The following is a 26,972-nucleotide window of genomic DNA, read 5'->3' on the forward strand; positions in this document are numbered from 1 at the left end:
ATGGAGGAATGTCCTGGACCCCGCCGCTGTACGTGAGCGTCGACGACGCGCCCGCAGTGCCCACCGGGTTGCCGCTCGTGATCCTGCTCACGGGTTTCACGGATGCGGGCTCCGCCGTGTCGCAGTCGATCGGGTATCTGCGTGATGAGGCGAGCCCCACCGTGCTCCTGCGCTTCGAGAACGACGTCCTGCTCGACTATCGTGCGCGCAGGCCCCAGATCACGTTCGACGCCGACCACCTCACTGACTACCGTCCGGCGCGCCTCGAACTTTCACTCGCCTACGACGCGCTCTCGCGTCCCTTCCTGCTGCTGGCCGGCTACGAACCCGACTTCGCGTGGGAGGCGTTCGCCAACGCCGTGCTGGGTGCGGCGACGGCCTTCGCGGTCTCATCGGTCACGTGGGTGCACGCGATCGGCATGCCCGTGCCGCACACGCGCCCCTTGGGAACCACGGTTTCGGGCAACCGCTCCGCGCTCACCGAAGCGCATTCGGTGTGGAAGCCGCACACGACCGTGCCCGCGACGGTGGGGCACCTGCTCGAGTACCGCTTCGTCGCCTCCGGCCACTCCGTCGCCGGTTTCGTCCTGCTCGTGCCGCACTATCTGAGCGACACCGAGTATCCGGCGTCGGCCATCACCGCGCTCGACAGCATCACCGCTGCCACGGGCCTCGTGTTCGCCGTCGACGATCTGCGCGAACAGAACGAGGACTTCCTGTCGAAGGTCGGCGAGCAGGTGAGCGCGAGCGACGAACTCACCACGATGCTCACGGGGCTGGAGGAGCGTTACGACGCCTATATGGCAGGCGCGACGCTGGCGACACCGCTCCTGCACGAGGCGGATCTGCCGAGTGCCGACGAGATCGCGGCGGAGCTGGAGCGCTTCCTCGCCAACGGCTCCCACGACGACGATCAGCGAGGACCGAGTTTCGGCTGACGCCAGGCGTCGGGGGAATGCCGGGGGATTCGGGGGTGTTGTCAAGAGGAGCAGGCCGCGCGTGCAAAGCCGCGGCCGGGGGTATGAGACAATAGAGCACCGGCCCGTTGTCGATCAAGGAGTTTCCCGCTCCGGACTTGACAAGGGTCTTACTCGTGTTCGAGAACGACCGGCGTGATCGCGTCGGTGAAAGGTGAACCGTGACTCCTGGCACGAAGACCGAATCCCGCTCGCGGAAGACCGCGACGCCGGGTGACGAGGAGGTCGTCGACACGGCGACCGAGACCGCGGCGCCGGCCAAGAAGGCGCCCGCGAAGAAGGCTCCGGCCAAGAAGGCTCCGGCGAAGAAGGCGCCTGCCAAGAAGAAGGCAGCTGCGGAAGACGAGGAAGAGTTCGAAGACGACGTCGATGTAGACGTCGAGGTCGATGACAGCGACGACGCCGAAGAGGGCGACGAGCAGGAGGCCGCGGGCGACAAGAAGACCGCCAAGGCTTCCGACGACGACGCAGACGACGAGGATGGCGAGAACACCAAGCCCGCCTTCAGCGAGCCGCTTCCGACCGGTGCGATCGTCATCTCCTCGAGCGACGAGGACGACGTTCCCGTCTACTCGACCCAGATCACCGGCGCCACCGCCGACCCGGTCAAGGACTACCTGAAGCAGATCGGCAAGGTTCCGCTGCTGAACGCGGCCGAAGAGGTCGAGCTCGCCATGCGGATCGAGGCGGGTCTGTTCGCCGAGGAGAAGCTGTCGAAGATGTCGGCGGCCGAGAAGTCCACGCAGCTCGGACTCGACCTGCAGTGGGTCGCACGTGATGGGCAGCGCGCCAAGAGCCACCTGCTCGGTGCGAACCTGCGTCTGGTCGTGTCGCTCGCCAAGCGCTACACGGGGCGCGGCATGCAGTTCCTCGATCTCATCCAGGAGGGCAACCTCGGCCTCATCCGTGCAGTCGAGAAGTTCGACTACACCAAGGGCTTCAAGTTCTCGACGTACGCGACGTGGTGGATCCGTCAGGCCATCACTCGCGCGATGGCCGACCAGGCGCGCACCATCCGTATCCCGGTGCACATGGTCGAGGTCATCAACAAGCTCGCCCGCGTGCAGCGCCAGATGCTGCAGGACCTGGGCCGTGAGCCCACACCCGAAGAGCTCAGCCGCGAGCTCGACATGACCCCCGAAAAGGTCATCGAGGTGCAGAAGTACGGCCGCGAGCCGATCTCGCTGCACACGCCGCTGGGTGAAGACGGCGACAGCGAGTTCGGTGACCTCATCGAGGACACCGAGGCCGTGGTGCCCGCCGACGCCGTGGGCTTCACGATGCTGCAGCGCCAGCTCGAGTCGCTGCTCGACTCGCTGAGCGAGCGCGAGGCGGGCGTGATCCGCATGCGCTTCGGCCTGGGCGACGGGCAGCCCAAGACCCTCGACCAGATCGGCGACACCTTCGGCGTCACCCGCGAGCGGATCCGTCAGATCGAGTCGAAGACCATGGCGAAGCTGCGGCACCCCAGCCGCTCGCAGTCGCTGCGCGACTACCTGGAGTGATCGGGGCGTGAGCGGCAGCATCCGTTATGTCCCCGCGGTGCTCGCAGGCAAGGCCGCCCGTTTCGCCACGCGTCTGCGCGGCGGCGGGTCGGCCTTCCCGGGCTACCTCGCCAATCGGCTCGCGCCGACGCTGCTGAGCAGCCTGGCGGCGCAGTTTCCGTACGGGGTCGTGTTCGTCCTCGGCTCCAACGGCAAGACGACGACCACGCACATGGTCAGCGAGGTGCTGCGCGCCCACGGGCTGCGCGTGTTCACGAACCCGACGGGGGCCAACCTGCCGCAGGGCGTGACCAGCGCGCTGCTTGCCGAGGCCACGCCCACCGGCAAGGTGCGCGCCGACGTTGCCGTGCTCGAAGTCGACGAGGGGTACGCGGCGGAGCTCGCCGACATCCTGTCGCCGCGCGCCATCGTCGCGTTGAACGTGCAGGTCGATCAGCTCTATCGCTTCTACGAGACCGAGCGCGTCGCGGACATGATGCTGGATGCCGCGACCCGCGCCTCCGTGCGCGTCGTGGTCAACCGTGACGACCCGTATCTCAGCAAGATCGACGCGTCGGCCCTCCGGTCGCCGGTGTCGTTCTTCGGTGCCTCGACCGACGTCGTCGCGGCATCCGCGCACGGCCTGAACAACGCGGCCGACACGCGCAGCGGCACGGTGGGAGCGCTCGATCATCCCGCCGAGAGCGAAGTCACCGCGGTGGCCGGGCGCAACGTCGAGATCACGCTCGACGGCCAGCCCATCGCTGTGACGCTGCCCGCTCGCGGGCTGCACTACGCGGTGGATGCGGCAGCCGCGATCAGCACGGCGCGCCATGTCCTGGGCGACGCCTTCCGCGCCGACGCGGCCGCTGCGGGCTTCTCGAAGATGACGCCGGCCTACGGGCGAGGTGAGCTGGTGCCGCTGCGCCGCGACCGTTCGGGTGAACAGGTCGAGTTCGTGATGTTCAAGAACGGTCCCAGCCTGCAGCTCAACGTCGATGCGCTGGACGGCGCGCCGGAGCGCATCCTCATGGCCATCGACGAAGGCACGCCCGATGTGTCCTGGCTCTACGATGTCGATCTCAGCGCGTTCGACCACGTCGACGTCGTCACGGGGGAGAAGGCACACCAGATCGCGACACGCCTCGCCTACGCGGGCATCCCGATCGGCGTGGTCGAACCCGATATGGAGAAGGCGGTCGAGCTCATGCGGGCATTCGCTCCCACGTCGGCCGGCCGCCAGATCTGGTTCGTGAACTACGAGCTCATGATGATCGGTCGCCGCATCCTCGGCTACGGCGACCAGGAGGTGGCTCGACGATGACGACGCTGCGAATCGTTCAGCTCTACCCTGACCTGCTGGGTGTCACCGGCGATCGTGGAAATGTGGAGGTGCTCGCGGCGCGCGCGTCACTCGCGGGTCACGAGAGCGAGGTGACACTCGTCGGCCTCGGTGAAGACGCGCCGACGGAAGCCGACATCGTCGTGATCGGCAACGGTCCGCTGTCGGCGCTGCGCGTTGTGCGTGACGACCTCGAGAGCCGTCGCGACTGGCTGGCAGCGCTCGTCGCAGCGGGCACGGTCGTGCTCGCCGTGGGCGGCGGATCCGAGCTGCTCTCGGAGGGCATCGACCTCGTCGACGGCAGTCATCTCGACGGACTGGCACTCATCCCGGCTCGCGTGGGCCGCACGAAGCAGCGGCGCGTGGGCTATGTCGTCGCCGACACGGTCGACGGAAAGCTCATCGGATTCGAAGACCACGCGTCGCTGTGGCGCCTGGGCGATCCCGGCATCGCGTACGGCACCGTGACCGCCGGCAACGGCGGCATCGAGGGCGGGTTCGAGACCGTCCGCATGGGCTCCATCTACGCGACGAACGTGCAGGGCCCGGTGCTGCCGCTGAACCCGGCACTCGCGGACGCACTGCTCGCTCAGGCGTTCGCGCGTCTCGGCGCCGCGTACTCTCCGGGACCGGCGCATGCCGAGATCGACGCTCACGCCCTCGCGGCGCGTGCAGAGATCGAGCGCCTGGCTGTCGACAAGCGCTTCACCGCCATCCAGCTCTGACCGCATGAGCGACGACGGCGCACCCGTGGCACGCATCCGGACGTCGGCCATCGTGGCCAACGTCCGGTCGGCAGGTCTCACCGCACCGGTGGTCGATCTTCGCCGCGACGCCTACGGACACGGGCTCGTCCATGTTGCCGACGCGCTACGCGCGGGCACGGATGCCGTCCTTCTGGTCGACGAGACGGCTGAGCTGGCTGATCGCGATCGGACGGTGACGGCCGGATCCGCGACCCTTGCGCCCGATGTCGTGTTCGGGTGGGAGCACACTCTTCCGGCCATGACGCTCGTGGGCACCGTCCTGTCCACCAAGGCTCTGCATGCCGGCGAGGGCGTCTCTTACGGATACATCCACCGCGCGTCGGAGGACACACGCGTGGCGCTCGTCACGGGCGGCTATGCGCAAGGCGTGGTGCGCGAGCTCGGCAATCGAGCGCACGTCGTCATCGGCGGTATCGCGCATCCGATCGTCGGTCGCGTGGCGATGGATGTCTGCGTCGTCGACATCGGCGACGCGTCCGTCGCTCGAGGCGAGCGCGCCGTCTTCTTCGGCGACGACGGCCCACGCGCGGCTGACTGGGCGCGCGCGCTCGGGTGGCGGGCCGAAGAGATCGTGACCGCGGTCGGATTGCGAGCCCGTCGGGAGGTGGCGACGTGAGTTCCGTGCTGCACGTCGACCTCGATCGACTCGCCCGCAACATCGATGTCGTGCGCGCCCGGGTGACCCCTGCCGCCCTCATGCTCGTGGTCAAGGACGACGCGTACGGGCACGGTGCGGCAGAGGTGGTCCGCCGCGCCGTCGCCGAGGGCGTCCACTGGATAGGCGCCTTCGACGTCGCGACGGCGCTCGAGGTGCGGCGGGCCGTGGGGCAGGAGCCTCGTGTCTTCGTCTGGATGATCGCGGGCGAGAGCGCGATCCGCTCGGCGCTCGATGCCGATCTCGACCTCGGCATCGGCGATGCGGACCTTCTCGAGGAAGTGGCGGAGGTCGCTCGCATGCGGGGCTGTCGTGCCCGCATTCATCTCAAGATCGACACGGGCCTGCACCGCAACGGCATCCGACCCGAGGAGTGGACGGATGCCGTGAGCCGCGTCGTCGCGCTGGCGCGTGAGGGCGTCGTGGAGCTGACCGGCGTGTGGAGCCACATCGCCGAGGCCTCGGACGAGGAGGACGACCTCTCGCGGGCCGCCTTCGAGCAGGCGGTTGCGGCCGTGACCGCTGCGGGATTCGACCGTCCGCTCCGCCATCTCGCCGCGAGTGCCGCGTCGTCGGCCCGCTCGGAGTTCCGATACGACCTCGTTCGTGTGGGGGCGTTCTGCTACGGAATCCGCCCCGCCGGCGGCCCGGCCGACGCCGAGCTGGGGATCGCACCGATCGGCTCGTGGGAGGCGGAGGTGCTCTCCGTGGACGGCGACCGGGTACTCATCGATGTGGGAGCGCTGGACGGGCTGGTGTCGGCGCTGGCGGGGCGTGTCGACGTGGCGACGCCCGCGGGGCCTCGGCGTCTGGTGGCGGTGAACGGCGTGAGTGCAGCCGTCAGCGGATGGGACGGTGCGCGCGTGGGCGATGTGGTGCGCATCTATGGCGCGGATGCGGCGAGCCCCACCGATCTGGCCGAGGCGATCGGCACGATCGGTGAGGAGATCGCGCTGCGGGTATCGCCGCTCGTGGAGCGGCGATACCGCTGAAGCGGTTCAGACCGCGTCGACGAGGCGCGCGGTCTCGTCGTGCCAGCTGGTGGCGACGGCGCGAAGCTTCTCTTCGTACTTGCGGCCGTGGTGCGCGCAGAACAGCAACTCGCTGCCGTTGACCTCGGCGGCGATGTAGGCCTGCGCTCCGCACGAGTCGCAGCGGTCGGCCGCAGTCAGCCGGTGTTCCAGTACGGCGGACTGCTCGGTGGGTGTCGACGTCGTGCTCATCGGAGACCTCCTCGGTGCGTCGGGCGGGTACGGATATGACATGTAACCATGCGTGCCTGTGACCCATGCCCGCTGTGCCGCGCGTTTCGCTGACCGCGTACGGCGGCCCCGGTGGTGTCGTGTCTGTGCAGAGCCGTGGGGGTGGCCCCGGATACCCTTGAGGATTGTGACTGCCGAGTACTCCGCCCATCATCTGCAGGTCCTCGAAGGGCTCGAGGCCGTGCGCAAGCGGCCGGGCATGTACATCGGCTCCACCGACTCCCGCGGGCTCATGCATTGCCTCTGGGAGATCATCGACAACTCCGTCGACGAAGCCCTCGCCGGACACGGTTCGCGCATCGACATCCTGCTCCACGCGGATGGCAGTGTCGAGGTACGGGACCGGGCGCGGGGCATCCCCGTTGACGTCGAACCGCGCACGGGGCTGACCGGCGTCGAGGTCGTCTTCACGAAGCTGCACGCCGGCGGCAAGTTCGGAGGGGGCTCGTACGCCGCATCCGGCGGTCTGCACGGTGTCGGCGCCTCGGTCGTCAACGCGCTGTCGGAGCGTCTGGACGTCGAGGTCGACCGCGGGGGCAAGACCTACGCCATGTCGTTCCACCGCGGTGAGCCCGGCACGTTCGCCGGCGATTCGCCGGACGCGCCGTTCACCCCCTACCAGCGCTCGTCGGAGCTGCGTGTCGTGGGCAAGGCACCGCGCGGAGTCACCGGCACCCGTATCCGCTACTGGGCGGACCGGCAGATCTTCACGAAGGACGCGACGTTCGGGCTCGACGAACTCGTGCAGCGCGTGCGCCAGACCGCCTTCCTCGTGCCCGGGCTGGAGATCGTGGTCGACGACCAGCGCGGCGAGGAGCGCGTCGAGACCAGCTACCGGTTCGACGGTGGCATCTCCGAGTTCGCCGACTTCCTGGCACCCGATGCGCCGATCACCGACACCTGGCGTCTGACCGGCGAGGGCACCTTCACCGAGACGGTTCCCGTGCTGCAGCCTTCGGGCGCGATGGTGCCGACCGAACTCGAGCGCTCGTGCGAGGTCGACGTCGCGCTGCGCTGGGGAACGGGCTACGACACGACGATGCGCTCGTTCGTGAACATCATCTCCACCCCGAAGGGCGGAACGCACCAGGCGGGCTTCGAAGCCGGCCTGATGAAGGTCATCCGCAGCCAGGTCGAACAGAACGCCCGTCGTCTCAAGGTCGGCAACGACAAGCTCGAGAAGGACGACATCCTCGCGGGACTGACGGTCGTTCTCACCGTGCGACTGCCGGAGCCGCAGTTCGAGGGCCAGACGAAGGAGATCCTCGGCACGCCGGCCGTCCGCCAGATCGTCGCCAACGTGGTCTCGCGCGAGCTCACCGCGAAGTTCACCTCCACCAAACGCGACGACAAGAACCAGACCGCGCAGCTGCTGGAGAAGGTCGTCTCGGAGATGAAAGCGCGTATCTCCGCACGCACCCACAAAGAGACGCAGCGTCGGAAGTCCGCTCTCGAGTCGTCGTCCCTGCCCGCGAAGCTCGCGGACTGCCGCACGAACGAGGTCGCCGACTCCGAGCTGTTCATCGTCGAGGGCGACTCTGCCCTCGGTACTGCGAAGCTGGCCCGCAACAGCGAGTACCAGGCTCTGCTGCCGATTCGAGGCAAGATCCTCAACGTGCAGAAGGCATCGATCAGCGACATGCTGTCCAACGCCGAATGCGCCGCGATCATCCAGGTGATCGGTGCCGGTTCCGGCCGCTCCTTCGACATCGACGCCGCGCGGTACGGCAAGGTCATCCTGATGAGCGACGCCGATGTCGACGGCGCCCACATTCGCACTCTTCTGCTCACGCTCTTCTTCCGTTACATGCGTCCGCTGGTCGAAGCCGGACGCGTCTACGCCGCCGTGCCCCCGCTGCACCGCGTGGTCGTGATGAACCCGGGCACGAAGCCCAACGAGACGGTCTACACGTACAGCGAGAAGGAGCTGCACGCGCTGCTCGCGAAGCTGCAGAAGGCCGGCAAGCGGTGGCAGGAGCCTGTTCAGCGCTACAAGGGTCTGGGCGAGATGGACGCCGACCAGCTCGCGACCACCACGATGGATCGCGCGGGTCGCATGCTCCGTCGCGTGCGCGTCGAGGACGCGGATGCGGCGAACGCGGTCTTCGAGCTCCTGATGGGCAACGAGGTCGCCCCGCGCCGCGACTTCATCGTGACCTCGAGCGACCGGCTCTCCCGCGAGTCCATCGACGCCTGAGCCGCCGCATCCATCCGCCGGCTCCTTCGCCCCTCCCGCGAGACTGCATTTCGGCCACGAGATCACGGGTGTTACCCGTGATCTCGTGCGGGGAATGCAGTCTCGCGGTGGAGGGAGCGCGGTCAGGCGATGGCGGTGCCGACGGCGCCGATCACGTCGTCGAACGGCTGACCGGATGCGTCGCGCTTCGCGCCCGCCTCGGGAAGCGTGCGCACGGCCCCGTCGGGTCCGACGGCGCGGGGCTGGTCGCCGACCCACGCGAGCATGAGGGTGTCTTCGCCCTTCAAGAAGCGCTGCGCACGCACCCCGCCGGTCGCCCGACCCTTCGCGGGGAACTCGGACAGCGCTGACACCTTGCCGCTGCCTCCGGCGGTGCCGGCGAGTGCCTGCGAGGAGTCGGCGATCGTCACGACGACGGACTCTTCGGATGCGGCCACGGCCGTGAACATGATGACCTTCGCGCCGTCGGCGATGCGGATGCCGGCCATGCCACCGGCACTCTTGCCCTGGGGGCGCACCGCGGACGCGTCGAACCGCAGCAGCTGCGCGTCGGAGCTCACGAAGATGAGCTCGAACTCGTCGGGGGCCAGAGCCGCGCCGACGACGCGGTCACCGGGCTTCAGGGCGATGATCTCCGCATCCGGCTTTCCGGGCGCGAGCTCGCTGACCGCGACGCGCTTGACGACGCCCTGGGCCGTGCCCAGCGCGATCGGGGCCGACGCGTCGAGCGGGACGAGAGCGAGCACGTGCTCGTTGGCGGGGAGACCGAGGTACTGGTCGGCCTTGGCACCCGCCGCGGGCTGCACGCTGTTGCCCGGCACGGAGGGGAGGTCGACGGGGGAGAAGCGCACGAGGCGTCCGGCGCTGGTGACCGCTCCCACATCGCCGCGGACCGTCGCATCGACAGCGCTGCGGATGGCGTCGTGCTTGCTGCGGCGCGCGGGGGGCACGATGCCGCCGTCGAGCGCATCCGCGACGAGTTCGGCGCGCAGCATCCGCCCGGTCGCCGTGAGGAACACACGGCACGGAGCGTCGGCGATCTGCAGATCAGCGGCGGCGGCCGCCTTCGCGCCGCGGGGCGTGACCGGACCGCCGTTCAGCAACAGAGTGCGCCGCGGCGTGCCATAGGTCTCGGATGCCGCCTCTAGCTCACGCGCGACCTGAGCGCGCAGGAGCACGTCGCTGCCGAGGAGCTCTTCGAGGGCCGCGATCTCGGCGCGCAGCTGGTCGCGCTCGGTCTCGAGCTCGATACGAGAGAACCGGGTGAGGCGGCGCAGGCGCAGCTCGAGGATGTACTCGGCCTGCAGCTGAGAGAGGTCGAACACCTCGATCAGACGTGCGCGCGCCTGCTCGCTGTCATCAGACGAGCGGATGACCTGGATGACTTCGTCGATGTCGAGGATGGCGATGAGCAGACCCTCGACGAGGTGCAGTCGCTCCTGCTTGCGCGCCAGACGGTACCGGCTGCGACGCGTGACGACGGAGATCCGGTGGTCGAGGTAGACGCGCAGCAGCGGCTTGAGTCCCAGCGTCTGGGGCTGGCCGTCGACGAGGGCGACGTTGTTGATGCCGAACGAGTCCTCGAGGGGCGTCAGTCGGTAGAGCTGGTCGAGGACGGCCTTCGGATCGAAGCCCGTCTTGATCGTGATGACCAGGCGGAGGCCGTGATTGCGGTCGGTGAAGTCCGCTACATCCGCGATGCCGGTGAGCTTCTTCGCGTTGACCGCATCCTTGATCTTCTCGATCACGCGCTCGGGACCCACCATGTACGGCAACTCGGTGACGACAAGGCCGGTGCGTCGCGGGCCGAGCGACTCGACCGACACCTTCGCCCGGGTGCGGAAGCTCCCGCGGCCCTGGGCGTAGGCGTCCTTGATGCCGTCGAGACCGACGATGACCCCGCCGCCGGGCAGGTCGGGTCCCGGGACGAACTCCATGAGCTCTTCGAGCGTGGCATCCGGGTTGTCGAGCAGGTGGATGGCGGCCGCGACGACCTCGTTGAGGTTGTGCGGCGCCATGTTCGTCGCCATGCCGACCGCGATGCCGGTCGTACCGTTGACGAGCAGGTTGGGGAAGGCAGCGGGGAGGACCTCGGGCTGCTGGAACTGTCCGTCGTAGTTCGGGATGAAGTCGACGACGTCCTCGTCGAGGTTCTCGGTGAGTGCCAGCGCGGCCGGCGCCAGACGCGCCTCGGTGTATCGGGCCGCGGCCGGGCCGTCGTCGAGGGAGCCGAAGTTGCCGTGCCCGTCGACGAGCGGCACCCGCAGCGCGAAGTCCTGCGCGAGGCGCACGAGCGCGTCGTAGATGGGCGAGTCACCGTGGGGATGCAGCTTGCCCATGACCTCGCCGACGACGCGTGCGCTCTTCACATGTCCGCGGTCGGGGCGCAGCCCCATGTCGGCCATCTGGAACAGGATGCGTCGCTGCACCGGCTTGAGTCCGTCGCGCGCGTCCGGGAGGGCACGCGAGTAGATGACCGAGTACGCGTACTCGAGGAAGGACCCCTGCATCTCGGCAGACAGGTCGATGTCTTCGATGCGGCCTTCCTCGGCGGGCGCAGAATCGGACGTGGCTCGGGACATGCAGAACACCTCGGGTCGGAAAGGGCCTGGCGCGGGTATGCGAGACTGGGCCCGATGACCCTCAGCCTACCGGCGGACCCCTCCGGCGCCCCGAGGCTCACCGGCGTGCTGCCCGACGCGGTCGCGGCCCTCGACGCAGGCTCGACCCGCTGGCCCGCCGTGCAGAGCCTCATCGTCTTCGTCGTCGACGGACTCGGCGCCGCCAACCTCGCCGAGAACGTCGCCTATGCGCGTTTCCTCGCGGAACATCGCGGCAAGAAGCGCGTCGCGACCTCGGTGTTCCCGAGCACGACGGCGGCCGCCCTCACGAGCCTGCTCACCGCATCCGAGGTCGGCCAGCACGGACTCGTCGGCTACCGTGCGCGCGACCCGCTGACGGGGCTCGTGCACAACCAGCTCACGGACTGGGGCCCGCGCGCGCTCGGCCCGCTCACGTGGCCTCAGATCGCCCCGCTGAGCGCGACCGACACGGCGCACCGCTGGGTCGTGGCCTCGAAGCCCGAGTATGCCGGCACGGGCTTCACCGAAGCCACGCTCCGCGGGGCGGAGAACTTCGGTGAGAAGCGGCTCGACGATCGTGTCGAGCGTGCGATCACCGAGGCGCGCAGCGCGCCGGGAACGATCGTCTACCTGTACGCGCCCGAGCTCGACTCGGCCGGCCATCGGCACGGCGTCGCCTCAGATCGGTGGACCGCAGCCCTCGAGGCCGTGGACGCGGCAGCGCGCCGCCTGCACTCGGGCGCCGGTGCGGGTGTCGGGGTGATCCTCACCGCTGATCACGGGATGGTCGACGTCCCGAGACACCGTCAGATCGTCATGACGGAGGGCGATCCCCGACTCGAGGCGGCTGCCGCGATCGCCGGGGAACCGAGGATGCTGCATCTGTACGCACATCCCGGCGGCGAAGCGTCCTTGATCCGTGCCTGGCGCGAGGAACCGACGGCCTGGGTGTTCACTCGCGAGGAGGCGATCGCCGCCGGCCTGTTCGGGAGCCCCGTCTCCGCCGCGGTCGCCGCGCGCATCGGCGACGTGATGGTGGCTGCACGCGGGCGCGTCGCCTACTACGACGGCCGCCTCGCCGACACGTCGGCGCAGCACATGGTGGGTCAGCACGGCTCGCTCACCACGGAGGAGCGTGTCGTCCCCCTGATCGGACTGGGGGGCTTCGCCGGCTGAGAGCGCTCAGCTCTCGTCGGTACGGGCTCCGAAGACGATCTCGTCCCAGGACGGCATCGACGTCCGCCCCTTGCGGCGTCCGGCGTCGGAGGCGGGTTCGGTGCGGGAGGCCTCCGCGGGTGCGGAGTCGTTCGTCTCGCTGTATCCCGGCTCCAAGGCATCGAAGAGCGCGACAGGTGACGGCGCGCGGGTCGGCTCCTCGGAGGTCTCTGCGGTGGGAGCGGCCGTGCGCTGACCGCGTCGGCGGCGCAGAGCCTCCAGCAGATCCGCTGTCTCGGCGGAGGTCTGCACGGCTTCGGGCGCGCGTTTGATCGCGGCATCCTGCACGGCGGGGCTCGCCGGTGCCGGCAGGGTCGGGCGTTCCGTCGCGTCGTGGCGGGGGCCGAACGCGCCGCTGTCGAAGCGCGTGTCGTCCTTGATCCCGGGAGCGTCGAGTGCGCGCAGGCGCGGGATGAGTCCCTCGGGAAGCGAACCCTGACGGGAGAAGCTGCGTGGCATCGGCGTTCAGCGGCGACAGCGAGCTGCGGCGGGGCTCGAAGCTCCAGCGCGCGTCGCGCTCGACATCACCGGCGACGAAGCCCAGCTTGACGACCCACCCGGTGGGTTCCTTCCAGCTGGTCCACCGCTCGCCGGTCGCGCCCGCTTCCGCCAACTTGGCCCGCACCGCATCGCCGAAGCTGGTCTGGTTGTCGCCGTCGAAGTCGGATCCGAGCAGGACGGGAACGGCGAGCGCCTGTCCGACGATGAACTCGCGTTCGGCGAGCACGGGCGGCTCGAACCGGACGACGTCCTCGAGAGTCGCTCCGAGCACCTCGGCGACCTCGCGTGCCGACAGGCCTGCGCGGATCTGCGCCTGGATCTCGCGGGGGCTGGGGCGATTCGCCTTGGCGGGCTCCTCGCGCTCCTTGCGCGCCCGACGAAGCTCCGCGCGCAGCACTTCATCGATGGCCAGGGAGTAGCGCTGCCCGGACTCGGTGGAGACCACCAGCACACCGTCTTCGGTGCCGATCACTCTGAGTTGTTCCATGCGACACACGCCTCCCATCTGCCGTGTGGGCCCATGCTGACACAGGGCGTCGCCGCGGGCGGGAATATCCAGGGCGTGGCGCGAGTTTCGATGCGTGCCGACCCCGATGAGAGCACCACGCTTCCGCATTTGCTAAATGCCACCCGGTCATGCAAACTATCGCCGCCTGCCCGACGGCGGGAGATCCACAACGCGACAAGAGACACGAGAAGAATGGCTACGGACTACGACGCCCCCCGCAAGACCGAAGACGACAGCGAGTCCATCGAAGCGCTCAAGGAGCGCGTTCCGGACAAGATGTCCGGGGCCGTCGACGTCGAAGACGCCGACAACCCGTCGGGCTTCGAGCTGCCCGGCGCCGACCTTTCGGACCTGGAGCTCGACGTCGTCGTGCTCCCCGCGCAGGACGATGAGTTCACCTGCGTCAGCTGCTTCCTGGTGAAGCACCGCTCGCAGATCGACCACGAGGAGTCGCTCGGCGCTATCTGCGTGGAGTGCGCTGCCTGACCTGCGCTCTGCGCACAGCCGCGGCGAGTCGGTCGGGGGTCCGAGAGGACACCACCCACGCCGGTGTCGGATCGTCCGCATCCTCGACAGGAATGACGACCGCCCCACCGATTCCGCCGCGCACCAGCATCCATGACCGAGGGTCGGCATCCCGGCCACGCGCGAAGCGCGCGTCCTCGCCCGTGTAGGCGACCGGCTCTCCGAGAAGGTCGACCGGGATGTGGGCGCGACCCGCGCGAAGCACTCCTTCGCTGACCTCGACGCGAGGCGCGGATGCCATCAGCGCCCAGATGATCAGCGCCGCGACCGCGGCACCGGCCACCAACGCGATCGTGGTGTCCACGGGCGAGAGGGCGAGCGCCACCATGGGAGCGCAGACCGCGGCGGCGACGAGCGTCCACAGCGAGGGGCTCAGGCGTTCGCGATAGACGACGTCGGAAGTCATGTTCTGCATTACCCTCGTGAGGTGGCCGAAAGCGTGGACATCCCCATTATCGCGCCCGTCGTCCCTGCGTTCGCTCATCCGGGCGACGCCGGCGCCGACCTGATCGCCGCAGAGGGGGTGCGACTCGGACCCGGCGAGCGTGCGCTCGTGGGAACCGGTGTGCGCATCGCGCTGCCCGAAGGGTACGCGGCCTTCGTCATGCCCCGTTCCGGGCTTGCGGCCAAGCACGGGGTCACCGTGGTCAACGCGCCCGGGACCGTCGATGCGGGCTACCGCGGCGAGATCAAGGTCGCGCTCTTGAACACCGACCGCGCCGAGACCTACGAGGTTTCGGCGGGGGATCGGATCGCGCAGCTGGTGGTTCTTCCCATCCCGCCGGTTCGCTTCATCCCGGTCGATGAGCTGCCCGCCAGTGTGCGCGGCGAAGGGGGCTTCGGCTCCACCGGATACGACACTTCTGCGAGGACGACCCGATGACCGACGCATCTCTGGAACCGAGCGGCAAGAGCGCTCCGATCGACCGCGAGACCGCGGGACCTTTCGACGAGTCGGAGGTGAACCCCGTTCGTCCCTACATCGACCTGGGTGCGATCAAGGTGCTTCCCCGAGAGGGGCTCAACCTGCGGCTCGAAGTCGAGGAGCAGACCAAGCGCATCGTCGCCGTTGGACTCGACTACGCCGACTCGACACTCCAGGTGCAGCCTTTCGCCGCACCCCGCTCGAGCGGGCTCTGGGAGGAGACGCGCGAGCAGATCCGTCAGCAGGTGCGTCAGCAGGGCGGTCGGGTCGAGGAGCGCGAAGGCCCGCTCGGTCCGGAGCTCCTCGCCGAGGTTCCGGTCGTCGTGGCCGGTGACGCCGGCAGCGGCGCCAAGCGACTCGCACGCTTCGTTGGCGTTGACGGCCCCCGCTGGTTCCTGCGCGGCGTGATCGGGGGAGCGGCGACGTCCAACGTCGAAGCCGCGGCTCAGATCGAGGACCTGTTCCGATCGCTCGTGGTGGTCCGCGGTGGCACGCCGATGCCCCCGCGCGATCTGATCCCCCTGAAGATGCCGGCGACCCCCGGCGCGGCGTGAGCTCCGACGAGACGCACGGCGAACGGCCGTCGCTGGACCCGCCTGCTCCCGCCGAGCCCCGCGCCTCCGAGCTCATCGGTTCCGCGCTGGGCGCGGCCGCGCGACGCGCGGGGATGGATCCTGCGCAGGAAGCGAGCACCGGTCACGTCGTGTGGCACGCCATGGGCGGTTGGCGCGGTGTCGTCGAGTCCGTGCTCCCGAGCCTCCTCTTCGTCATCGTCTACACCGCGACGACGAACCTCGTTCTCTCCCTCGCGGCCTCCGTCGGCATCGCCGTCGTGTTCACCGTGGTGCGCTTGCTGCAGAAGTCGCCGGCATCCGCCGCGCTCGGCGGACTCGTCGCCGCCGGTGTCGCCGCTGTTCTGGCGCTGATCACGGGCAATCCGTCCGACAACTTCGTGCCGGGGCTGCTGACGAACGCCGGTTACGGGCTGGCGATGCTCGTCTCCGCACTCATCGGCTGGCCGATCATCGGGCTGGCGGCCGGTTACCTGCTGGGCGAGGGCACCGCGTGGCGTCAGGTCAAGCCGAAGCGCCGCGCCTACTTCTGGCTCACCATCGCCTGGGCGGCACTCTTCTTCGTGCGGTTGGCGGTGCAGCTCCCGATCTACTTCTCGTCGCTCGATCCGGCGAATCGGGAGAGCGCGGTGGCGCTGCTGGGAACCCTCAAGATCGCCATGGGGCTGCCGCTTTTCGCGCCTCTCGTGGCCGTCACCTGGCTGACCGTCCGCGCCGTGCACGCGCGGGCCTCGCAGGGCAGTGCCCCCGTCGAGGAGTCCGACGCCCGGTGATACCATTTATCTCGACATCGAGATAAATTTCCGGGCGACGGGGTAAGGCTTACCTTCCTAGCAACCCCTTCCGGACGCGGGGAAGATGGGCAGATCGGGCCCCGCGACGACGCCCGTGAACGCCGACGAAGGAGACAGACGTGTCCACGGTTGACAGCTTCGGTGCGAAAAGCACCCTGACGGTCGGCAGCACCGACTACGAGATCTTCCGTATCGACACGGTCGCCGGTTACGAGAAGCTCCCCTTCAGCCTCAAGGTGCTCCTGGAGAACCTGTTGCGCACCGAAGACGGCGCCAACGTGACCAAGGAGCAGATCCAGGCGCTCGGGTCCTGGAACCCGGATGCGGAGCCCGACACCGAGATCCAGTTCACGCCCGCGCGCGTGGTGATGCAGGACTTCACGGGCGTGCCCTGCATCGTCGACCTCGCGACGATGCGTGAGGCGGTGACCGCCCTCGGCGGCGACCCGAACCGCATCAACCCGCTCTCGCCGGCGGAGATGGTCATCGACCACTCGGTCATCGCGGACCTGTTCGGCTCCGAGAACGCACTCGAGCGCAACGTGGAGATCGAGTACGAGCGCAACGGAGAGCGCTATCAGTTCCTCCGTTGGGGCCAGACCGCCTTCGACGACTTCAAGGTCGTCCCGCCGGGCACCGGCATCGTGCACCAGGTCAACATCGAACACCTCGCCAAGGTCATCTATGACCGCTCGGTCGACGGCGTGCTGCGCGCGTACCCCGACACGTGCGTCGGCACCGACTCGCACACCACGATGGTCAACGGCCTCGGCGTGCTCGGCTGGGGCGTCGGTGGCATCGAGGCAGAGGCGGCCATGCTCGGTCAGCCCGTCTCCATGCTCATCCCGCGCGTCGTGGGCTTCAAGCTCACCGGCGAGATCCCGGCGGGTGTGACCGCCACCGATGTCGTCCTCACGATCACCGACATGCTGCGCAAGCACGGCGTCGTCGGCAAGTTCGTCGAGTTCTACGGCGAGGGTGTCGCCTCCGTCCCGCTGGCCAACCGCGCCACGATCGGCAACATGAGCCCGGAGTTCGGCTCCACGGCCGCCATGTTCCCGATCGATGACGTGACCCTCGACTACCTGCGTCTCACCGGACGCAGCGACGAGGCGATCGCCCTCGTCGAGGCGTACGCCAAGGAGCAGTCGCTCTGGCACGACCCTTCGCGCGAGCTGGTCTTCAGCGAGTACATGGAGCTCGACCTCGCGACCGTCGTCCCCTCGATCGCGGGCCCCAAGCGTCCTCAGGACCGCATCCTGCTCTCCGAGGCGAAGGCGCAGTTCGAGAAGGACATCCTCAACTACGCGACCGCCTCCACGTCGGACTCGATCGTCGACCTCGAGGGCGACCAGTCCTTCCCCGCTTCCGATCCCGGCCCCGTGCCCGGCGACGAGCACGTGCACACGGGTGAGATCCTGATCTCCAGCGGCGGGCCCGCGGCGGCGTCCAAGCCCGTCAAGGTCACGCCTGCCGAGGGCGCGCCCTACATCCTGGACAACGGCGCGGTCACCCTCGCGGCGATCACGTCCTGCACCAACACCTCCAACCCCTCGGTGATGATGGCGGCGGGTCTGCTCGCGAAGAAGGCTGTCGAGAAGGGCCTGACGCGCAAGCCCTGGGTCAAGACCACGCTGGGCCCCGGCTCGAAGGTCGTCACCGACTACTACGAGAAGTCGGGCCTCGACAAGTCGCTCGAGGGTCTCGGCTTCTACACCGTCGGCTACGGCTGCACGATCTGCATCGGCAACTCGGGCCCGCTCATCGAAGAGGTCTCCGAGGCCATCAACGAGAACGACCTCGCCGTGACGGCAGTTCTCTCGGGCAACCGCAACTTCGAGGGGCGCATCAGCCCGGACGTGAAGATGAACTACCTCGCATCCCCGCCCCTCGTGGTGGCGTACGCGCTGGCAGGTTCGATGAACTTCGACTTCGACAACGACCCGCTCGGCAAGGACCAGAACGGCGACGACGTCTTCCTCAAGGACATCTGGCCCTCCACCGAAGAGGTCCAGGCCGTCATCGACACCTCGATCTCGCGTGAGCAGTTCATCAAGCAGTACGCGACCGTCTTCGACGGCGACGACCGTTGGCGCAACCTGCCCACGCCGACCGGCCCGGTTTTCGAGTGGGATGCGGACTCCACCTACGTGCGCAAGGCGCCTTACTTCGACGGCATGTCGATGGAGCTGACCCCGGTCTCCGACATCACCGGTGCCCGTGTGATGGCCACCCTGGGCGACTCGGTGACGACCGACCACATCAGCCCGGCAGGCAACATCAAGGCGGGCACGCCCGCCGCGCAGTACCTGACGGAGCACGGCGTCGCACAGAAGGACTTCAACTCCTACGGCTCGCGCCGCGGGAACCACGAGGTCATGATCCGCGGGACGTTCGCGAACATCCGCCTCAAGAACGCGATCGTCAGCGCGGTCAACGACGGCGCTGTCGTCGAGGGCGGCTACACGCGCGACTTCACGCAGCCCGGTGGTCCGCAGTCGTTCATCTATGACGCCTGCCAGAACTACGCCGCGCAGGGCACGCCTCTCGTCGTGTTCGGCGGCAAGGAGTACGGCTCCGGCTCGTCGCGCGACTGGGCGGCCAAGGGCACGAGCCTCCTGGGTGTGAAAGCCGTCATCACCGAGAGCTTCGAGCGCATCCACCGCTCGAACCTGATCGGCATGGGCGTCGTCCCGCTGCAGTTCCCCGAGGGCGAGAGCTGGTCCTCGCTCGGCCTCGACGGCACCGAGATCGTCTCGATCACGGGCCTGGAGAAGCTCAACGAGGGCGTCACGCCCAAGACGGTGACCGTCACGGCCGAGCCGAGCGAGTTCTCGCCGGAGGGCAAGCAGACGATCACGTTCGAGGCGAAGGTGCGCATCGACACCCCCGGCGAGGCGGACTACTACCGCAACGGCGGCATCCTGCAGTACGTGCTGCGCTCGCTCGTCTGAGCATCGGCACCGCAGACGGGCCGGTCCTGGCAAGGGACCGGCCCGTCTTTTGCTGCAGCGGCTAACCTGTGGAGATGAGCCGGATCTTCGCGACGCCGTTCGCCGACATCTACCCGCTCTACGTGGCGAAGATCGAGCGGAAGGGGCGCTCGAGCGTCGAGCTCGATGAGGTCATTCGATGGCTCACAGGGTTCGAGGACGGGGAGATCGCCCGTCACCTCGCAGAGCGGACGAGCCTCGAGGACTTCTTCGCGCAGGCTCACCTGAACCCGCGTGTCGATCGGATCACCGGCGTGATCTGCGGCATTCGGGTGGAGGAGATCGACGACCCCCTGATGCAGCAGATCCGCTATCTGGACAAGCTCGTCGATGAACTCGCGAAGGGGCGCCCGATGGCGAAGGTGTTGCGGCAGGAGCCCGCGGACGCCAGGGGGAGCCGACCATGACCGCCTCGCCCGAGAGGAAGGGAAACGATATGTCGCTGTTGTCCCAGGTGGCCCAGCCCAGCGATCTGCGCACCCTCACGACCGCGCAGCTCGAGGAGCTTGCGGGGGAGATCCGCGCCTTCCTCATCGAGAACGTCGCCCGCACGGGCGGGCACCTCGGACCGAATCTCGGGGTGGTGGAGTTGACGATCGCTCTGCACCGGGTCTTCGACTCCCCGAACGACCCGATCGTCTTCGACACGGGGCACCAGTCGTACGTGCACAAGCTGCTCACCGGGCGGCAAGACTTCGCTGCGCTGCGCTCGCGCGGGGGGCTGGCCGGCTATCCGCAGCGTGCGGAGAGCGAGCACGACATCGTCGAGTCCTCTCACGCCTCGAGTTCGCTCAGCTGGGCGGACGGCATCTCCCGTGCCTTCGCGCAGACCGGGCGTCGGGACCGACACGTCGTGGCCATCGTCGGAGACGGCGCGCTCACCGGCGGCATGACCTGGGAGGCGCTCAACAACATCTCCGACGACAACGACCGCAATCTGGTCATCGTCGTCAACGACAACGGCCGTTCCTATGCGCCGACGATCGGCGGGATGGCGCGTTACCTGAACCGCGTACGCACCGCCGACGCCTACCAGAGCCTGCATCGTGGGTCACGGAATCTCATCACCCGTCTCGGGCCGGCCGCACGAGCGTTCTACCGCGGTGTACGCGGCGGCACCCGCGGGTTCCTCTCGAGGTTCACCAACAACGAGGCGCTCTACTCGAATCTCGACATCAAGTACCTGGGCCCGATCGACGGTCACGACATCCGGGCGCTCACAGAGACGCTCGAGCTCGCGAAGAACTACGGCGCCCCCGTGATCGTCCACACGATCACGGAGAAGGGCCGCGGCTACCAGCCCGCCGTGGACGACGAGGCCGACCAGTTCCACGCGGTGGGCCGCATCGACCCGGTGACGGGTGCGACCCTCGGGGCGGACGCGGGAACCGCGTGGACCGACGTGTTCGCGGAGGAGCTCACACGCATCGGGGCGGAGCGACCCGACGTGATCGCCGTCACCGCCGCCATGCTGCGCCCGACGGGTCTCCTGCCCTTCGCGCAGCGGTTCCCCGACCGGGTCTACGACGTCGGCATCGCCGAGCAGCACGCGGCCGCATCCGCAGCGGGTCTCGCCTATGGCGGGCTGCACCCCGTCGTGGCGATCTACGCGACGTTCATGAACCGCGCCTTCGACCAGGTGCTGATGGATGTGGCATTGCATCGCGCCGGCGTCACGTTCGTCCTCGACCGCGCCGGCGTCACGGGTCCCGACGGCCCGAGTCATCACGGCATCTGGGATCTCGCGATGCTGCAGCTCGTGCCCCGCATCCGCATCGCCGCTCCGCGCGACGCGACGCGGCTGCGTGAGGAGCTCGCGGAGGCCGTGGCGGTCCCGGATGCGCCCACCGTGCTGCGTTATCCGAAGGGAGCCGTGGGCAAGGAGCTTCCCGCCGTCGAGCGTCTGGACGACGGCGTCGACATTCTCGTGAAGCCCCAGGCGGCCGACGTGCTGATCATCGGTATCGGACCCATGGCGCACACAGCCGTGGAGGTCGCCGATCGACTGTCCGCGCAGGGCATCGGCGCGACAGTCGTCGATCCGCGCTGGGTCGTTCCCGTGGCCGGCTCTCTCGTCGAGTTGGCCGCCGCGCACCGACTGGTGATCACGATCGAGGACGGTATCCGGGTGGGCGGCATCGGCACCCGCATCCGTCAGGTTCTCCGTGAGCACGGTGTCGATACGGCTGTCGACGAGCTCGGAGTCCCGGACGAGTTCATCGACCATGCCTCCCGCGACCAGATCCTCGTGGACGCCGGGCTCACCGCCGCCAAGATCGCGCAAGACGTCGTGGCGCAGGTGCTGGGCACCCGGATCCCGGTCGCTCGAGGATCGAAGGATGCGGCCGATCTCCGTGTCCCGGACGACGAAGGCGTCGGCTCTCACAAGGCGTGACGCGCTGGAACGACGAAGGGGGCGGCCACCGATCGGTGGCCGCCCCCTTCGTCGTTCGTCAGGCGCCGACGCCGCGGATCGGGGGGTTGTGGAACGTCGCGCCGAACACGCGCTCCGACGCGCCCTCGCGATCGAGGTAGGGCGATGCCCCTCCATCGATGAACGGCCAGCCCGCGCCGAGGATGAGGCACAGATCGATGTCCTGCACCTCCGGCACGACCTCGTCGTCCAGCATGATGCGGATCTCCTGTGCCAGGCCGTCCTGTACGCGGCGGAGAATCTCCGCCTCCGCGACGGGTGTCGTGCCCAGAGCGGGCTTCAGCACCTTCTCCGCCGCCTTCGTCCAGCCGGTGACCCGCCCGTTCTTGTCCTTCTCCACGATCTCGGACAGCTCGGCGAGCTTGTGGAAGTTCTCCGACGCGAAGAACCGGTCGGGGAACGCGTGGGACATCGTGTCCTGCACGTGCGCCGCAACCTTCCAGCCGACGAGATCGATCAGCTGGAACGGCGTCATCGGCAGGCCGAGGGGCGAGAACGCCTTCTCGACGGTCAGCAGCGGAGTGCCCTCGTAGACGGCGCGCGCCGCTTCGCCCATGACCTTGGCCAAGAGTCGGTTGACGACGAAGCCAGGAGCATCGGCGGTCAGCACCGCGTTCTTGCCGAGGCCCTTGGCGACAACAAACGCCGTGGAAAGCGCCGCATCCGAGGTCGCTTCCGTCTTGACCACCTCGATGAGGGGCATGACGGCGACCGGGTTGAAGAAGTGGAAGCCGACCAGGCGCTCGGGGTGGGTGAGCTTGGACCCGATCTCGGTGACCGACAGCGACGAGGTGTTGGTCGCGAGGATCGCGTCGTCGGCGACGATCGCCTCGATCTCCGCGAATACCTGCTGCTTGACGCCGACCTCTTCGAAGACCGCCTCGATGACGAAGTCGCAGTCCGCGTACTGCGACTTGTCGGTCGTGCCGGTGACGAGCCCGCGCAGCTGGTTCGCGGCGTCAGCGTCGAGTCGACCCTTCGCCTCCAGTTTGCCGATCTCCTCGTGGATGTGCGCGACTCCCTTGTCCACTCGTGCCTGGTCGATGTCGGTGATGAGTACAGGCACCCGGAGCTTGCGCACGAACAGCAGTGCAAACTGGCTGGCCATGAGACCCGCGCCGATGACGCCGACCTTGGTGACCTTCTTCGCGAGCGCCTTGTCGGGTGCGCCGACCGGGCGCTTCGCTCGCTTCTGCACGAGGTCGAACGCGTACATCGACGCCGCGAACTGGTCGCCGACGACGAGGTCGGCGAGCGCCTCGTCTTCGCGCGCGAAGCCCTCGGCCTTCGTGCCGCCCTTGGCCTTGTCCAGCAGCTCGAGAGCCACATAGGGAGAGCGCGGAACGGTGCCGATGCGGCTCTCGAGCATGCCGCGCGCCATTTTGATCGCGATGGGCCATTTGGTGAGGCGCTCGATCTTGCCGGGCTCGTTCTTGCGTTCCACCCTGACCGTGCCGCCGATGACACCGTCGGCCCAGACGAGGGACTCCTCGAGGAAGTTCGCCGGCGAGAAGATCGCGTCGAACATGCCGAGCTCGTATGCCTGGCGAGGCTTGAGAGTCCGGTTCTGCTTCAGCGGGTTCGAGATGACGACCTCGAGCGCCTTCTCGATGCCGATGAGGTTCGGGAGCAGGTAAGACCCGCCCCAGCCCGGGATGATGCCCAGGAACACCTCGGGCAACGCGATGGCTGCCGCGGACGCATCGACCGTGCGGTAGGTGGAGTTGAGCGCGATCTCCACCCCGCCACCGAGCGCCAGACCGTTCACGAAGGCGAAGGAGGGCACACCGAGCTCGGAGAGGCGGCCCAGCACCTGATGACCGCGCTGCGCGATGAGCTTGGCGGCTTCTCGGGAGGGGACCTTCGAGACATCGGAGAGGTCGGCGCCTGCGGCGAGGATGTACTGCTTGCCCGTGATGCCGACGGCATGGATCTCGCCCGCGGCGGCCCGCGTGGCGAGCGCCGCGAGCGTGTCGCCGAGCTCCTTCAGGGTCGCCGGCCCGAGCGTGTTCGGTCGTGTGTGGTCCCGGCCGTTGTCGAGCGTGATGAGGGCGAGCACCCTGCCAGAGGGCAGCCGGATGTCGCGCACGGGGGAGTGGGTGACCACTTCGTCGCCGCTGAACTGGTCGAGCGGGGAGAAATCGATCGCGTCGTAATCGGTCATGGTCTCACTCACTTCCGCTTCTTGCCGTCGAAGTACGGGTTCTCCCAGATGACCGAGCCGCCCTGCCCCAGCCCCACGCACATCGCCGTGAGCCCGTAGCGGACATCGGGCCGTTCGCGGAACTGCGCGGCGAGCTGGATCATCAGGCGTACACCGGATGCGGCCAGCGGGTGGCCGAGGGCGATGGCGCCGCCCCAGGGGTTCACACGCGGGTCGTCGTCGGCGATCCCGAAGTGATCGAGCAGCGAGATGACCTGGATCGCGAACGCCTCGTTCAGCTCGAACAGGCCGATGTCGTCGATCGTCAGCCCCGCCTTGCGCAGTGCCTTCTCCGTCGCCGGGATCGGTCCGATGCCCATGATCTCGGGCTGCACGCCGGCGAAGGCGAAGGAGACGAGACGCATCTTGGGCTGCAGACCCAGCTCCTTCACCGCGCCGCCGCCGGCAAGTAGACCCATCGTCGCGCCGTCGGTGAGCGGCGACGACGTGCCGGCCGTCACGCGGCCGTGGGGGCGGAAAGGGGTCTTCAGAGTAGCCAGCTGCTCGAGCGTCGTCTCAGGGCGGCGTCCTTCGTCCTCTGTCGCCAGACCCCACGCCCCTTCGCCGTCCTTGATGGCGACCGGAACGAGGTCGGGCTGGAACTTGCCGTTCTCGTACGCCGCCTGCGCCTTGTGCTGGCTGAGCATGCCGAACATATCGCTGCGCTCGCGCGTCAAGTGAGGGAAACGATCGAAGATGCGCTCCGCGGTCACGCCCATGTTCAGCGCCCCCGGGTCCACCATCCGCTCGGCGACGAATCGCGGGTTCGGGTCCGCGTTGGCCCCGATGGGGTGACGCCCCATGTGCTCCACGCCGCCGGCGAGAGCGACGTCGTACATGCCGACGCCGATCGAGCCCGCCATCGTGGTGACGCTCGTCATCGCTCCGGCGCACATGCGGTCGATCGCGAAGCCGGGGACCGTCATCGGCAGGCCCGCCAGGATCGCCGCCGAGCGGCCGAGCGTCAGGCCCTGGTCGCCGGTCTGGCTGGTCGCGGCGATGGCGACATCGTCGATGCGGTCCGCGGGGACCTGCGGATTGCGCTCCATGACGCCGATGATCGTCTTGACCACCAGATCGTCCGCGCGGGTGTTCCAGTACATGCCCTTCTCGCCGGCGCGCCCGAAGGGCGTACGCATGCCGTCGACGAAGAAGACGTCCGAAATCTCGGCCACTCTGCCTCCAATGATCGGGGTTTCCTCCAACGTAGGAGGGGCTCGTGGCCGGAAAAAACCGGTTGGATCGAACCTACGAAGCGTTCTCCGCCGCGTTCTCGACCGATTGCACGGAAGCCACAAAAGCATCGGCGATCACCTGTGCGGTCTCTCGCACTTGCCAGTGGCGAGCGCCGAGCGCCAGCAGGGCCGCTCCCACCGTGTCCGCGTCGATCGGGGTCGGCGGCTCCCACGCCACGCGTCGCAGGAGTTCGGGCGTCAGCAGGTTCTCCGTCGGCATCGTCAGCTCTTCGGCACGCGCCTCGACGAGTGGGCGCGCGGCTTTCAACCGGGCGTCGGCCTCGGGGTTGCGGTCGACCCACGCGCGGGGCGGAGGCAGCGCGTCGCTGCCGACGCGCTCGAGGGGGAGATCCGTCGTCGCGCGCCCCTGCTCGATGGCTGCCCACCAGCGATCGAGCTCGGACCGGCTGGCGCGACCGGTGAACTCCTTCACGGCTGCGAGGGCGCGCTTGCTCTCGGGGGCGGCCGCGACAGCCGCCACGAGCGCGCGGTCGGGTACGAGCCGTCCCGGTGACACATCCTGCGCGACGGCGAGTTCCTCGCGTGCCTCCCAGAGTGCGCGCGCCACGGCGAGGTTGCGTCGCCCCCGGAGCGTGTGCAGCCCGCTCAACCGCCGCCACGGATCGGTGCGCGGCGGCTTCACCGGCCGGTCGAGCACGGCTTGGAACTCCTCCTCGGCCAGTTCCGTCTTGCCCTGCTCTGCCAGCTCCGACACGAGCGCGTCACGCACGTCGATCAGATGCAGCACATCCAGTGCGGCGTACTCGAGCCAGGACTGCGGGAGCGGACGCGTCGACCAGTCCGCCGCGGAGTGCGCCTTGGCGAGCGTGATCCCGAGCGTGTCCTCGACGACAGCCCCGAGCCCGACGCGCGCGTGTCCGAGAAGCCGTGACGCGAGTTCCGTGTCGAAGATGCGCGGCGGCTCCAGTCCCAGTTCACGCAGCGAGGGAAAATCCTGGCTGGCGGCGTGGAGCACCCAGTCCGCCGTGCCGAGAACGGCCTGCAGCGGGGAGAAGTCGGAGAGGGCCGGCGGGTCGATGAGGAACACACCCGACCCGCGTCGATAGATCTGCACCAGGTAGGCGCGTTGCGAGTAGCGGAAGCCGGATGCGCGTTCCACGTCGACAGCGAACGGACCTTCACCCTCGGCGAGTCTCTCGATCGCCGACGTGAACTCTGCTTCGTCGGCGATGACGGAGTACTCAGGCACGGGATGAACCCCTTCCCCGGATCTGTGCGATCCCTTCCGAGCCGGGTGGGAGCCCGGCGAGCATGCATACCAATTCTGCCCACGCTTCCACGTGCCGTTCGATTTCGCCCTCCGGAGACCACGACGCGCGCAGCTCGATCTGGGCGCCGTCTCCCTCCGCCGCGAGCGAACCGAACCCCTTGGAGAGGGTCTTCGTGGCGGTGCCGGAGGCGGCGTGGTAGCCGGCGCCGCGCGTCTGCAGAGCGTCGACGAGCCACGACCAGGCGACATCCGCGACAAGCGGGTCCGCGCCGATCTCGGCGTCGAGAGGCGCTTGCGCGAAGCACACGATGCGCCACGGCGAGTCCCAGGGCTCGGGCTCGCTCGCGTCGTGCAGAAGCAGGAAGCGACCCGTGCCGAAGGCGGACTCGTGTTCGCCCGGCTCGGGGCGCACATCTCCTGCCAGCGCGAACGAGGCGGGGGCGATTCCCGACGGGGCGGGAATCTGACGCACGACGAGGTCCTCGCGAAACGACACCTCGAGGATCCGCGCGACGGCGTCATCGAGTGCAGACGCGGGTGCGGCTGGGTCGGAGGGCACGGCGACAGACT

23 protein-coding genes are annotated in these 26,972 nt (G+C 68.6%); 15 read left to right on the forward strand and 8 right to left on the reverse strand.

The annotated features are described in order from the left end of the window. Positions 1–8: 8 nt before the first annotated feature. The 6 genes from AC1VNH_RS01750 (at position 9) to AC1VNH_RS01775 (ending at position 6,217) form a co-directional block, all read left to right on the forward strand. Complete coding sequence (locus AC1VNH_RS01750; RefSeq protein WP_483109614.1) at positions 9–938, forward strand: proteasome assembly chaperone family protein; 930 nt, start codon at positions 9–11, stop codon at positions 936–938. Positions 939–1,138: 200 nt separating this feature from the next. Then, the gene (locus AC1VNH_RS01755) at positions 1,139–2,482 is read left to right on the forward strand and encodes an RNA polymerase sigma factor (protein ID WP_483109615.1); all 1,344 of its coding nucleotides are present in this window, start codon (positions 1,139–1,141) and stop codon (positions 2,480–2,482) included. A 7-nt stretch (positions 2,483–2,489) separates the two neighbouring features. Next, complete coding sequence (locus tag AC1VNH_RS01760) at positions 2,490–3,785, forward strand: MurT ligase domain-containing protein (protein WP_483109616.1); 1,296 nt, start codon at positions 2,490–2,492, stop codon at positions 3,783–3,785. Next, positions 3,782–4,528 carry a type 1 glutamine amidotransferase gene (locus AC1VNH_RS01765; protein WP_483109617.1) on the forward strand — a complete coding sequence of 249 codons (747 nt, stop codon included), beginning with the start codon at positions 3,782–3,784 and terminating at the stop codon, positions 4,526–4,528. Before AC1VNH_RS01760 ends, AC1VNH_RS01765 begins: the two co-directional genes overlap by 4 nt. 4 nt (positions 4,529–4,532) lie before the next feature. After that, complete coding sequence (locus tag AC1VNH_RS01770) at positions 4,533–5,186, forward strand: alanine racemase (RefSeq protein ID WP_483109618.1); 654 nt, start codon at positions 4,533–4,535, stop codon at positions 5,184–5,186. Next, on the forward strand, positions 5,183–6,217 hold the full coding sequence (locus tag AC1VNH_RS01775) for an alanine racemase (protein WP_483109619.1): 1,035 nt from the start codon (positions 5,183–5,185) through the stop codon (positions 6,215–6,217). The genes AC1VNH_RS01770 and AC1VNH_RS01775 overlap by 4 nt, the downstream gene beginning before the upstream one ends. Positions 6,218–6,223: 6 nt before the next feature. On the opposite strand, the gene AC1VNH_RS01780 is transcribed toward AC1VNH_RS01775, so the two are convergent. After that, positions 6,224–6,448 (reverse strand): DUF7455 domain-containing protein, encoded by a 225-nt coding sequence (locus tag AC1VNH_RS01780; RefSeq protein WP_137416902.1) that lies wholly within the window; start codon positions 6,446–6,448, stop codon positions 6,224–6,226. 166 nt (positions 6,449–6,614) lie between these two features. Between AC1VNH_RS01780 and AC1VNH_RS01785 the strand changes: the two genes are divergently transcribed. After that, positions 6,615–8,684 carry a DNA gyrase/topoisomerase IV subunit B gene (locus tag AC1VNH_RS01785; protein WP_483109620.1) on the forward strand — a complete coding sequence of 690 codons (2,070 nt, stop codon included), beginning with the start codon at positions 6,615–6,617 and terminating at the stop codon, positions 8,682–8,684. 122 nt (positions 8,685–8,806) lie between these two features. Here AC1VNH_RS01785 and AC1VNH_RS01790 read toward each other — a convergent pair whose 3' ends face one another. After that, a complete protein-coding gene (locus AC1VNH_RS01790) occupies positions 8,807–11,266 on the reverse strand; it encodes a DNA gyrase/topoisomerase IV subunit A (protein WP_483109621.1) in 2,460 nt (819 codons plus the stop codon). A 54-nt stretch (positions 11,267–11,320) separates the two neighbouring features. Here AC1VNH_RS01790 and AC1VNH_RS01795 point away from each other — a divergent pair, with 54 nt between their 5' ends. After that, on the forward strand, positions 11,321–12,442 hold the full coding sequence (locus AC1VNH_RS01795) for an alkaline phosphatase family protein (RefSeq protein ID WP_483109622.1): 1,122 nt from the start codon (positions 11,321–11,323) through the stop codon (positions 12,440–12,442). Here AC1VNH_RS01795 and sepH read toward each other — a convergent pair. Continuing rightward, complete coding sequence (sepH, locus tag AC1VNH_RS01800) at positions 12,387–13,598, reverse strand: septation protein SepH (protein ID WP_483109623.1); 1,212 nt, start codon at positions 13,596–13,598, stop codon at positions 12,387–12,389. The genes AC1VNH_RS01795 and sepH overlap by 56 nt on opposite strands. Before the next feature lie 84 nt (positions 13,599–13,682). Here sepH and AC1VNH_RS01805 point away from each other — a divergent pair, with 84 nt between their 5' ends. Continuing rightward, positions 13,683–13,976, forward strand: a complete 294-nt coding sequence (locus AC1VNH_RS01805) for a DUF4193 domain-containing protein (RefSeq protein WP_483109624.1) — start codon at positions 13,683–13,685, stop codon at positions 13,974–13,976. On the opposite strand, the gene AC1VNH_RS01810 is transcribed toward AC1VNH_RS01805, so the two are convergent. After that, positions 13,951–14,421 carry a DUF3093 domain-containing protein gene (locus AC1VNH_RS01810; protein ID WP_483109625.1) on the reverse strand — a complete coding sequence of 157 codons (471 nt, stop codon included), beginning with the start codon at positions 14,419–14,421 and terminating at the stop codon, positions 13,951–13,953. The genes AC1VNH_RS01805 and AC1VNH_RS01810 overlap by 26 nt on opposite strands. A 21-nt stretch (positions 14,422–14,442) precedes the next feature. Between AC1VNH_RS01810 and dut the strand changes: the two genes are divergently transcribed. The 6 genes from dut (at position 14,443) to dxs (ending at position 21,694) form a co-directional block, all read left to right on the forward strand. Further along, positions 14,443–14,898, forward strand: a complete 456-nt coding sequence (gene dut / locus AC1VNH_RS01815) for a dUTP diphosphatase (RefSeq protein ID WP_483109626.1) — start codon at positions 14,443–14,445, stop codon at positions 14,896–14,898. After that, on the forward strand, positions 14,895–15,494 hold the full coding sequence (locus tag AC1VNH_RS01820; RefSeq protein WP_243227932.1) for a DUF3710 domain-containing protein: 600 nt from the start codon (positions 14,895–14,897) through the stop codon (positions 15,492–15,494). Before dut ends, AC1VNH_RS01820 begins: the two co-directional genes overlap by 4 nt. Beyond that, positions 15,491–16,285, forward strand: coding sequence for a DUF3159 domain-containing protein (locus AC1VNH_RS01825; protein ID WP_483109627.1), 795 nt, complete (start codon positions 15,491–15,493; stop codon positions 16,283–16,285). Before AC1VNH_RS01820 ends, AC1VNH_RS01825 begins: the two co-directional genes overlap by 4 nt. Positions 16,286–16,425: 140 nt before the next feature. Next, positions 16,426–19,260, forward strand: a complete 2,835-nt coding sequence (locus AC1VNH_RS01830; protein WP_483109628.1) for an aconitate hydratase — start codon at positions 16,426–16,428, stop codon at positions 19,258–19,260. A 74-nt stretch (positions 19,261–19,334) separates the two neighbouring features. Further along, positions 19,335–19,706: a DUF2200 domain-containing protein gene (locus AC1VNH_RS01835; protein WP_483109629.1), complete on the forward strand. Its 372-nt coding sequence runs from the start codon at positions 19,335–19,337 to the stop codon at positions 19,704–19,706. Between the two features lie 29 nt (positions 19,707–19,735). After that, positions 19,736–21,694, forward strand: a complete 1,959-nt coding sequence (gene dxs / locus AC1VNH_RS01840; protein ID WP_483109630.1) for a 1-deoxy-D-xylulose-5-phosphate synthase — start codon at positions 19,736–19,738, stop codon at positions 21,692–21,694. A 58-nt stretch (positions 21,695–21,752) separates the two neighbouring features. Here dxs and AC1VNH_RS01845 read toward each other — a convergent pair whose 3' ends face one another. From AC1VNH_RS01845 to AC1VNH_RS01860, 4 genes are all read right to left on the reverse strand, one after another. Further along, entirely contained in the window at positions 21,753–23,897 is a 2,145-nt protein-coding gene (locus AC1VNH_RS01845) for a 3-hydroxyacyl-CoA dehydrogenase NAD-binding domain-containing protein (RefSeq protein WP_483112671.1), read from the reverse strand. Positions 23,898–23,905: 8 nt separating this feature from the next. Then, positions 23,906–25,111, reverse strand: a complete 1,206-nt coding sequence (locus AC1VNH_RS01850) for a thiolase family protein (RefSeq protein WP_483109631.1) — start codon at positions 25,109–25,111, stop codon at positions 23,906–23,908. A gap of 73 nt (positions 25,112–25,184) precedes the next feature. Next, entirely contained in the window at positions 25,185–26,381 is a 1,197-nt protein-coding gene (locus AC1VNH_RS01855) for a ribonuclease D (protein WP_483109632.1), read from the reverse strand. Continuing rightward, the gene (locus tag AC1VNH_RS01860; protein ID WP_483109633.1) at positions 26,374–26,961 is read right to left on the reverse strand and encodes a DUF3000 domain-containing protein; all 588 of its coding nucleotides are present in this window, start codon (positions 26,959–26,961) and stop codon (positions 26,374–26,376) included. The genes AC1VNH_RS01855 and AC1VNH_RS01860 overlap by 8 nt, the downstream gene beginning before the upstream one ends. Between the last annotated feature and the right edge of the window lie 11 nt (positions 26,962–26,972).

This window comes from Microbacterium sp. KU4F (assembly GCF_056868075.1).